Here is a 9,051-nt window from a genome sequence, read left to right on the forward strand (position 1 = left end):
GGATCTACCCGTAAGTCCTTTAACGGTCCTGGATTTTTAATTGCTGGCCCAAGACCTCAACAAGCGCGTCTGGACTGGTCAGGTGAGCCCCGTGGCGCGAGTTGCGCACGCAATAGGTAGTGGCTTCAGTCGCCGTTACAAGTCTGGCCAACCCCAACTGATGATGGCTGGAGGGACGCGAGGAGATTCCAGCGACCACGTCGGTCTTAATAGCATCGAGGTCAAAGCGCACTGCTCCATCGACGAGTTGCCCCAGCTCAAGAATAAAGGCCGCTCCCTCAGCCCGTCGCAAAGCCTTGGTGCGTTCTGGCAGGAGCTCCCAAGTCGCGTCGGAGATCATCCGTCGCAGGAATCTCTCGGCCACCGCCTCGGATCGTTCGGGAGGGACTCGGCCTAAGGCGGCGTCATGGGGATCGATGTCCCAGCCCTTTCCCCACCAAGCGCCTCCCGGAAGCGGAGACTCGAAGGTCGATACGCCAAGGAGATTAGGATGCCCTAGCGATGCCAGCCACAGTGCATAGGTCCCTCCGAGAGAGTGGCCAAAGACGAGCGCTGGCTTGTCATCGAGAATCCCAACAAGATCCGCCAAATGGTCCTCAGCCCCAGCCGGTGCAACATCGATCGAATGCGCATAGCCCGCCCGATCCCAGATGACCACCTCGATCGAGGGAAGCAACTTAGCGAGCGCACGAAAAGAGTTGCCTCGATCCATTGCACCATGGATGGTCACCACCCGAGGGGCAGATGCGTCCTGATTCAGAATCTCTACGTGAATTGATCGTCTAGGGGGCATAGCACCCATCCTATTGGATGGCCTGGGGATCCACCCAAGAAACAGAAGTGCAGGTACCAGCGGGGACCGCGCCTTGGTCAGGGGAATTTGGCTAGAGTGATGGCATGTCGCCAGCAAGAATCTTTTACACCGATAACGTACCGACGCTCCTCGCAATGGCCGAGGAGTATCCCTTTGGAGATCTGATCACCGTTGGCCCTACGGGACCAATGACCACTGCCCTGCCCCTACTCGTGATGCGCGAAAGAGAAGAGCTACTGATCAAGGGGCACCTCACTCGCACTAACCCCCAGTGGCGCCAATCACGACCTGAGTTTGCGGCGATGGCCGTCTTTCGTGCCGAACATGGCTATGTGTCACCGAGATGGTATCAGAGCACCGCCGCAAACCAACAGCACGTGCCGACCTGGAACTACTCACGGGTTGAGGCGACCGGCTCGGTGGAGTTCTTCGACGATGCACAAGAATTGCTGGGGTTAGTCACGACACTCACGGCGCGTTTTGAACCTCCCGCCCCGACTGGTTGGAGCCCCGATCGGAGTCCGCAAGACTACATCCACAACCAGCTCAAGGCCATCGTTGGTTTCACCATCACGGTCAGCGAGCTGCGCGGCATCCGCAAACTCTCTCAGAACAAACCGATCGAAGATCGCGAGGCGGTCATCTCTTCCTTCAGTCAGCTCGGTCAAACCACCCTAGCCACCCGGATGCAGGAGCTCTTAAAGGAGCAAGAAGGCTAACGGGTCGCGGCGATGAGCCCCCTCATCGCCTCCTCAAGCTGGGTAGAGGAGAACGAGAATCCCGAGGCTTCGAGGACGCTAGGGGTAATGCGCTGAGAGACGAGAGCGAGTTCGCGCGCCATCTCCTTGCCAAGCACGAGTTCTAACGCGGGCGCAGGTACCGTAAAGATCGCCGGACGACCGAGAACTCCGGCGAGCACCTTGGTGAACTCCCGGTTGGTGACCGGGTTTGGGGCGACGAGGTTCACCGGTCCTCGCACCGTCTCGTGGTCGAGACAGTACTGGATCGCTCGAACCTCATCGGTGAGCGTAATCCAGCTCATGTACTGCTCGCCAGTAGCGAGGCGGCCACCGAGGCCAAGCTTGAAGAGTGGCAAAAGACGCCCGAGCAGACCACCCTTCGCATCAAGGACCAACCCGGTGCGCAACAGCACCACCCGTTTGGCGATCGACTCTCCCATGCGCGCCTCAGACTCCCAGTCAGCGACCACCTTTGCGAGGAAGCCTTTCCCGGGTTCTGACTCCTCCGTCAGCATTGTGCTCCCCCGGTCTCCATAGATGCCCGAAGCCGACGCAAAGAGCAGCGTGGCAGGAGGTTGCTCAAGGGTCTTGAGCGCCTCCACGAGCGAGCGAGTCCCATAGACCCGCGAGGCATAGATACGAGAGCGAACCCGCGCGTCCCAGCGATGCTCACCAATTGGCGCACCTGCCAGGTGGATCAGCGTATCATAACCCTCCAGAGCGCGAAGATCTCCCTCGCCACCATCGGGGTCAAAGAAGGGAGTGGGAATACTCTCATCAGACTGCGTCTGGTGCATGTCGGCGCCCCGTCGCTCGGAGGAACCCCGTCGCTCGATCGCCGTCACCTCGTGGCCACTCTCGACGAGCGCGCTTACAAGGGCTGATCCGATCAACCCGTGGCTTCCTGTCAGTCCAATCCGCATCGCGCACATCCTTCGTTATCGCATCCGTCTCACTCTACAGCAGCACCGAACGACTAAACATTCCTCCGGCCCACCCATTGGCGGGCCGGAGCATTGCAAGGACTCTCCTTAGCCCGCGATCGCGGTCGTCGCCTGCTGATGGTTCACCGCAATCCGTCGCGGTTTCGCCGCCTCGTGGACGGGGATCGACACCGTTAACACGCCGTCGGCGTAATCGGCTACCACGCCCTGCGGATCCAGATCAGACCCGAGATACAAAGACCGCTCCAGCGAACCACTAAAGCGCTCGGCCACTACCATCTGTTCGTGATCATCGTGCTTGATCTCACGGTTGGCACGAACTGTCAAGACATTGCGCTCCACCGTCACCTCGAGTCCCTGTGGGTCGATCCCAGGAAGATCGAACTGCACGACATAGGTATCGTTGACTCGAAATGCATCGACCGGCATTGCCGCCCTCGTATCTCGTTGCACAAGCGACTGGAACATCCGATCGAACTCCCGGTAAGGATCAATACGCATAACCATCATGAACCTCCTTTATCAAGAGCAGCACCACTGCTCACTCCTATCAATGCTGGCATCGCAGCATCTATTCCCGAGTATACCAGATTTCCTTAGTCGTTCACACTCAAGTTTTGCGATAGATTATGGTTAGGTTTCTTAAGTCGTGAGACAATCTTTGTCACTACTGCGGGGGATGCCGCTGTAACCATGGCTGTTCCGCCTCGCCGATCGGCGTCGTCGGCGGCGCCGCCACGAATGGCCAGATCTCGCTCGCTATCGCGCGCCAGTTCGCCGTTGCCCCAAGATAGCCAAGCAGTGCATACAGCCCGAGGTTGATGCGCTGGAGGACCACGAATGCGCGGGGGACATTCAAGTACTTAGCGACGGGATGGCTATGATCAAAGGTGTGTCGTAGCAAAGCACTCGCGTAGGCACTCGTCACCGAAAACACACGATCATCGGCGACGATGTCATAGAAATCCCGGAAGAAGTCGGCAATCGCCTCTGGATCGAGATCGTCCTTGGTGACGAGTCCAGCTGCATAGACGATTTTGGCAAAACGTGGCTTATCCCGGTCGAGCACCATCGCCTGAATCATCGACTCAAAGAGTTCAATCTCCGCTTGGGTGAACTCCTTGGTAAATCCGAAGTCCAAGAAGCCAATGCGACCGTCCTTGAGAAAGAGGTAGTTACCTGGGTGCGGATCACCATTGAAGAGTCGGAGCCGATAGAGGCTGCGAAAAACGAAACGAAAGAGCACCTCGCCATAGGCATCCCGTACCGACTGCGGTTCGCTCAGCACCTCCTCAAAGGACCTGCCATGCAGGTACTGGGTTACCAGCACATGAGGAGAGGAGAGCGCGAAGTTGACACGCGGAACCACGATGAAAGGATGGTCCTGATAGTAATCAGCAAAAGTCTGTGTCCGTCGTGCCTCGTTGGTGTAATCCAACTCCTCCTCCAACCGCAGGACCAGCTCATCGGCCATCTCACCCGTCGCCATCGACGGAAAGAGCAACTTCAATGCACCAGCTACGAGCCCAGCGTTGTCAAGATCTGCGCCAATCAGTGCGGCCGCATCAGGAAACTGGACCTTGATCGCGATCTCCTCGCCAGAGCGTAACCGACCGCGGTGAACCTGTCCGATCGAGGCGCTGGCGACGGGAAGCGGATCGACCTCCTTGACAAGACGATAGAAGTCAGGAATCTCGGCGAGGATGGTCGCCTCCGCCAGGGCAAACTCCATCGTCGGCGCATCCCGCTGGAAACTCGCCAGCGCAGCACGGAGATCGGGGTCGACCTCAGCATCGAGATACCCCGCCATCTGGGCAAGCTTGGTCATCAGTCCGCGGGTGTTCGCAAACTGTGCCCGAACGTCGGCGGCGGTCGCCATACGGGCGTTGCGGAGTGCGACCTCACGCCCCGACGCGGGTGTGAGCCGCACCCGTAACCGACGTAACGCGTTGCGCGTTGCTAATCCAAGAATCATCGAGGATGAACGATACCCACGACGTACGTTGAAACCCATACCCGTCAGCCTACGCCAGATCAAGAGCACTGATTCCTCGTGCGCCAGGCTTGGAGGAAGAACGAAGGTGACCTAGAATCCTTCCATGGCCTATCAGACGATCATCGAACCATTTCGCATCCACTCGGTCGAACCGATCCCGATGACAACCAGAGAACAGCGCCAAGAGGCGATCCGTGTCGCCCACTACAACCTCTTCCAGTTGCCTGCGCGTAACGTGATGATTGACCTGCTCACCGACTCAGGAACCGGCGCGATGAGTCGCGACCAATGGGCAGCGATCCAGCACGGTGACGAGTCCTATGCCGGATCTCCATCATGGGAGATCTTCGAGAGTGCGGTGCAGGAACTCTTTGGTTTTCCCCACATCATCCCAACCCATCAGGGACGTGCCGCCGAACGCATCCTCTTCTCGGTACTGGGTGGGCCAAACAAGATCGTCCCTGCGAACACGCACTTCGATACCACTCGGGCTAACGTGGAATACACCGGCGCCCAAGCCATCGATCTCTTGTGCCCCGAAGGGCTCGACCCCGAACTCGAGGCACCCTTCAAAGGCAACATCAACCTCTCGGCGCTCGAAGCGCTCCTGGCCAAGCGGGCCACTGACATCCCTGCGGTTATCCTGACCGTGACCAACAACTCTGGAGGCGGACAACCGGTCTCCATGGAGAATATCCGCGCCGCCAGCACGCTTTGCCGAACTTTTGGGGTCCCACTCTATCTAGACTCGTGCCGTTTCGCCGAAAACGCCTGGTTCATTCGGCTGCGTGAGCCGGGTTATGCCACCAAGTCCGTCACCGAGATCGTACGGGAGATGTACTCCTACGCTGACGGCATGACCATGAGCGCCAAGAAAGATCCGATGGCAAATATTGGAGGCTGGCTGGCCACCAACGACCCTGCGATCGCTGATCAGGCACGAACGATGCTCATCCTCACCGAGGGCTTCCCGACCTATGGAGGCCTTGCCGGCAGGGATTTAGAGGCGATCGCGCAGGGACTACGTGAAGCAGTATCCCACGACTATCTCCACTACCGAATCGCATCCACCGCCTACCTCGGCGATGCCTTAGAAGAGATGGACTTCCCTGTCGTGAGGCCAAGTGGCGGCCACGCCATCTATCTCGATGCCCGACGTCTGCTCCCTCATATCCCTGCTCTTGCGTATCCTGGACAAGCACTGGCGATCGCGCTCTATGAACTCGGTGGTGTCCGTGGCTGCGAGATCGGCTCGGTCATGTTTGGGCGTGCTCCTGATGGCAGCGAGCATCCTAGCGCTCTTGAGCTAGTACGCCTCGCTATTCCGAGGCGTACCTATACCCAGAGCCACATCGACTATGTCGTTGAGGTGTGTGCCGAGGTGCTCAACATTGCTCCCAACCTCAGGGGTTATCGCATCGTCAAGGAGCCACCTGCGCTCAGGCACTTCACTGCCCAGTTTGCGCCACTGGTCTAGCATGCGCTGCCCAACCATCTAGGCACGAAAGGACATGATGCTCGACACCACCAATCTTCTCGGCTTCGATCTCGAAACCACCGGTCTCTCGCTCACCGACGATGAGCCGGTCTCCTATGCCCTCTCCTGGTGGAGCCAGGATGGCATCAGTGACGACTATAGCCTCGTGGCACCGACGCGACCTATCGCACCGGAGGCGACCGCAAAGCATGGCATCTCGGATGAACAGGCTGCGCGTGAGGGCCAGCCCCTCGCGGAGGCCCTCAGACATATCGGCAACGATCTCGTCAAAGCAGGTCGCCAAGGCTGGCTACTGATTGGAATGAACGTCTCTTTCGACCTCAGCATCATCGACGCCCAACTCCGTCGGCACTTCGGCAAGGGGCTTCATAACGTCGGCTGGCAGGGCCCAGTGCTCGACATCTACGTCATTGACCGCGTCTTTAGTGCCCCCCGGCGCGGTTCGCGACAGCTCGACGCCCTCTGCGAATTCTATGGCGTTGAACTCAACAACGCGCATAATGCCCTCGGTGATGCCCACGCCACCGTCGAGGTAGCGCGCCGACAACTCGATGCCTACCCTCGCATCGTTACGATGGATGGCCCAAGCCTCATGGCACTCCAGGAACGCGAACACATCAAATGGCTCCGTAACTTGAATGACTACCGTCGTGAACACCAGGGTGGACCTATCACCATTCCCAAGGCGTGGCCCATCGACACCACCCCTCGATCATCGTGAGCCGCCTGTCCACCGACTGGTGGGAGGGTCATTGGCTCCGAGGTCTCTGCGTGCTCATCGCCGTAGCCTTCATGGTGAGCGCCGTGACCATTTTCCACCAACAGACCATGGTGGTCCCCGAGGTCGGTGCCGTCTCGACCGGTCTGATCTTCTTCCGTATCGATGAATGGCGCCGGGGTCCCATCCCCTTCTACCTCGTGATCTGCGGGGCTGCCTTTCTCGGAGTCGAGATCACTCGCTACCTCCCCCTGAATCTGATCGCCCAGATCGTCATCACCTTGGCGGTCATCCTTGGGGCCGTGCTGTTTTTCCGTGTCCCTGCCTATCCTGCGCTCTCAGCCGGCCTCCTCCCCGTCTACCTCCATCTCATCTCGCCCCTCTACGTCCTGGCAGTCATCATTTTCATGGGGATCCCAATTCTCTTCATCGTCATCACCGAGCGCCCAGGCCTCGGTCCTTCATCGCCAATCCCCGTCAACCTCCGATCGACGATCATCATCGTCGGCTCCCTGGGTGTGATGGTGCTAGCCGTCTGGATCGTACATTCTCCGCTAGCGGTCTTGCCGCCTCTCTTCGTTGCGACCGTCGAAAACGCCAACGCCCCCAAGGGGCGCGGAGTCCGCCAACTCACCTGGACCGCGCTAGCGATCCTTGGGGCCATCGAGTTGACCATCCTCCTCTTCATCAACCTCAACTCCAACTTCGTGGTGCTCATCACGCTGACCCTTGCCCTCATTCTCGTCACCAAACGCGAGATCGAGAGTCCACCCATCCTCGCCCTCGCGATTATCCCGATCGTCTTTGGCCACGCCACCGACCTCCGCATCACGTATCTGATCGTGATCGGCGTCGCGCTCTCACAGATCGCTCCGCCACTTGTCGCGAGTGCAACCGACGGGCTCTTTTCGCTCGTGCGCCCACATCGCGTCATCGACGATGCATACGACTGCGCAGAGGCGAACTTCGACTTGGATAACCGTGCTTAGCTGGCCATTTGTCATCCCTCCCTCTCCCCACCACGAGTTGGGCCCCCCTACTTTCGCCGATCCACGCCCCACCAGAGACGAAGATGCTCGATAACCACGGGCTACCTCAACACGTGCTCGTCATCGGAGGGGGGTCCGAGATCGTACGTGCCCTCCTGGGACGACTTGGGGCCGCATCACTACGCTCGGTCCTCCTCCTTGGACCACACCCACAATCGATGACACAGACAAGTACCGAACTCCTTGCGGCCTACCCAACGCTGGTTGTCGAGACACGACACCTTGACCTTGCCGACACGACGACCCTCGATCACCGCATCAGCGAAGCACTAGCGAGTGTTCAACCCCTCGATGCCGTCATCATGGGCGCTGGCTGGCTTGGCATGCAGTCAGAGGACGAGCAGGAACCAGCTAAGGTAGCCCACTCCATCACCGTTAACTTCACTGGACCAGCGATGGCGTTGACCCATTGCGCCAATCGACTACAGACACAGGGGTACGGGCTCATCATCGTGCTCTCCTCGGTAGCGGGCGAACAGGTGCGACGCTCAAATTACCTCTACGGCGCTGCCAAGGCAGGCCTCGACGGATTTGCCCTCGGTCTCGCTGATCGCCTCCACCCAACGGTACAGGTCTTGGTCGTCCGACCAGGCTTTGTCACCACTGTGATGACCAAAGGACGGCCAACACCCCCGCTGAGTACCACACCGGAACGTGTGGCCGATGATATCATCCGTGGCATCACCCAACACACCACCATCGTATGGAGCCCCCGTATTCTGCGACCGATCATGATGATCTATCGCCATCTTCCGCGCGTCCTCGTCAGGCGTATCCCGTACTAGTCGAGAGATCGACGAGCAATTGCTCTCGACCACACTCAGGTCAGCTGACCGCCGTACCACCGATGATCGGCGCCCCATGACCTGTCGTCGTGGAACCGAGTGCCGGAGAGCTCGGGCCTCCATCAAAACCGACCACCTGGCCATTCGAGAGGATGATGCTGTAGCCGGCACCGTTGGGACCACGAATGATAGCCACCGCCAAGGGGTTCGCCTGTACCGAACCCGCCGAGGGTGCATCGCCAAAGCCATAGGTAGCCCCATCGGCGGTCAACAGGGTGTACCCATCTCCCGTTGGCGAGGCGACGATGCCGACGAACTTGGATCGCACCGTCGTTGTCTGGCTGATATCTCCATAGTCATGAGCTGCCCCAAAGGAGAGGACGGTGCCATTGGCCTCAAGGAGCCAGTACCCGTTGCCGTTCGGGGTTGAGGCGATGCCGACGACTGGCGCGGCGAGTGGGTGAGCACCGGTGAGTCCGGTGAAGCCCTTCGAGTAGGCCGATCCCT

9 protein-coding genes and 1 pseudogene are annotated in these 9,051 nt (G+C 59.2%); 5 read left to right on the plus strand and 5 right to left on the minus strand.

What is annotated here, in order from left to right; translation table 11 throughout:
* Nucleotides 1–19: 19 nt before the first annotated feature.
* Entirely contained in the window at nucleotides 20–793 is a 774-nt protein-coding gene (locus tag M7439_RS09310; RefSeq protein ID WP_298347732.1) for an alpha/beta fold hydrolase, read from the minus strand.
* A 104-nt stretch (nucleotides 794–897) separates the two neighbouring features.
* Here M7439_RS09310 and M7439_RS09315 point away from each other — a divergent pair, with 104 nt between their 5' ends.
* On the plus strand, nucleotides 898–1,533 hold the full coding sequence (locus tag M7439_RS09315; protein WP_298347733.1) for an FMN-binding negative transcriptional regulator: 636 nt from the start codon (nucleotides 898–900) through the stop codon (nucleotides 1,531–1,533).
* On the opposite strand, the gene M7439_RS09320 is transcribed toward M7439_RS09315, so the two are convergent.
* The 3 genes from M7439_RS09320 to M7439_RS09330 all read right to left on the minus strand — a co-directional run bounded on the left by M7439_RS09320 (nucleotide 1,530) and on the right by M7439_RS09330 (nucleotide 4,512).
* Nucleotides 1,530–2,477 carry a TIGR01777 family oxidoreductase gene (locus M7439_RS09320; RefSeq protein WP_298347735.1) on the minus strand — a complete coding sequence of 316 codons (948 nt, stop codon included), beginning with the start codon at nucleotides 2,475–2,477 and terminating at the stop codon, nucleotides 1,530–1,532. The two genes, M7439_RS09315 and M7439_RS09320, sit on opposite strands and share 4 nt — an antisense overlap.
* Before the next feature lie 108 nt (nucleotides 2,478–2,585).
* Entirely contained in the window at nucleotides 2,586–3,008 is a 423-nt protein-coding gene (locus M7439_RS09325; protein WP_298347737.1) for an Hsp20/alpha crystallin family protein, read from the minus strand.
* 157 nt (nucleotides 3,009–3,165) lie between these two features.
* Complete coding sequence (locus M7439_RS09330) at nucleotides 3,166–4,512, minus strand: AarF/ABC1/UbiB kinase family protein (RefSeq protein WP_298347740.1); 1,347 nt, start codon at nucleotides 4,510–4,512, stop codon at nucleotides 3,166–3,168.
* An 85-nt stretch (nucleotides 4,513–4,597) separates the two neighbouring features.
* Between M7439_RS09330 and M7439_RS09335 the strand changes: the two genes are divergently transcribed.
* The 4 genes from M7439_RS09335 to M7439_RS09350 all read left to right on the plus strand — a co-directional run bounded on the left by M7439_RS09335 (nucleotide 4,598) and on the right by M7439_RS09350 (nucleotide 8,544).
* Nucleotides 4,598–5,971 (plus strand): tryptophanase, encoded by a 1,374-nt coding sequence (locus M7439_RS09335; RefSeq protein ID WP_298347742.1) that lies wholly within the window; start codon nucleotides 4,598–4,600, stop codon nucleotides 5,969–5,971.
* A 34-nt stretch (nucleotides 5,972–6,005) separates the two neighbouring features.
* Nucleotides 6,006–6,713, plus strand: a complete 708-nt coding sequence (locus M7439_RS09340; protein WP_298347744.1) for an exonuclease domain-containing protein — start codon at nucleotides 6,006–6,008, stop codon at nucleotides 6,711–6,713.
* Nucleotides 6,714–6,763: 50 nt separating this feature from the next.
* Nucleotides 6,764–7,699, plus strand: coding sequence for a hypothetical protein (locus M7439_RS09345; protein WP_298347746.1), 936 nt, complete (start codon nucleotides 6,764–6,766; stop codon nucleotides 7,697–7,699).
* 83 nt (nucleotides 7,700–7,782) lie between these two features.
* Nucleotides 7,783–8,544, plus strand: a complete 762-nt coding sequence (locus M7439_RS09350) for an SDR family NAD(P)-dependent oxidoreductase (protein WP_298347748.1) — start codon at nucleotides 7,783–7,785, stop codon at nucleotides 8,542–8,544.
* Nucleotides 8,545–8,584: 40 nt separating this feature from the next.
* Here the strand turns inward: M7439_RS09350 and M7439_RS09355 are convergent.
* A pseudogene (locus M7439_RS09355) lies at nucleotides 8,585–9,051 on the minus strand (hypothetical protein); the annotation flags it as partial.

Source organism: Ferrimicrobium sp. (genome assembly GCF_027319265.1).
In the GTDB taxonomy this organism is placed as follows: Bacteria; Actinomycetota; Acidimicrobiia; order Acidimicrobiales; family Acidimicrobiaceae; genus Ferrimicrobium.

Excerpts from the sequence above, each read along its gene's own strand:
- M7439_RS09320 (WP_298347735.1), bottom strand. The coding sequence starts at position 2,477 with ATGCGGATTGGACTGACAGGAAGCCACGGGTTGATCGGATCAGCCCTT.
- M7439_RS09335 (WP_298347742.1), top strand. The coding sequence starts at position 4,598 with ATGGCCTATCAGACGATCATCGAACCATTTCGCATCCACTCGGTCGAA.
- M7439_RS09340 (WP_298347744.1), top strand. The coding sequence starts at position 6,006 with ATGATGCTCGACACCACCAATCTTCTCGGCTTCGATCTCGAAACCACC.
- M7439_RS09325 (WP_298347737.1), bottom strand. The coding sequence starts at position 3,008 with ATGATGGTTATGCGTATTGATCCTTACCGGGAGTTCGATCGGATGTTC.
- M7439_RS09330 (WP_298347740.1), bottom strand. The coding sequence starts at position 4,512 with ATGGGTTTCAACGTACGTCGTGGGTATCGTTCATCCTCGATGATTCTT.
- M7439_RS09350 (WP_298347748.1), top strand. The coding sequence starts at position 7,783 with ATGCTCGATAACCACGGGCTACCTCAACACGTGCTCGTCATCGGAGGG.
- M7439_RS09315 (WP_298347733.1), top strand. The coding sequence starts at position 898 with ATGTCGCCAGCAAGAATCTTTTACACCGATAACGTACCGACGCTCCTC.
- M7439_RS09310 (WP_298347732.1), bottom strand. The coding sequence starts at position 793 with ATGCCCCCTAGACGATCAATTCACGTAGAGATTCTGAATCAGGACGCA.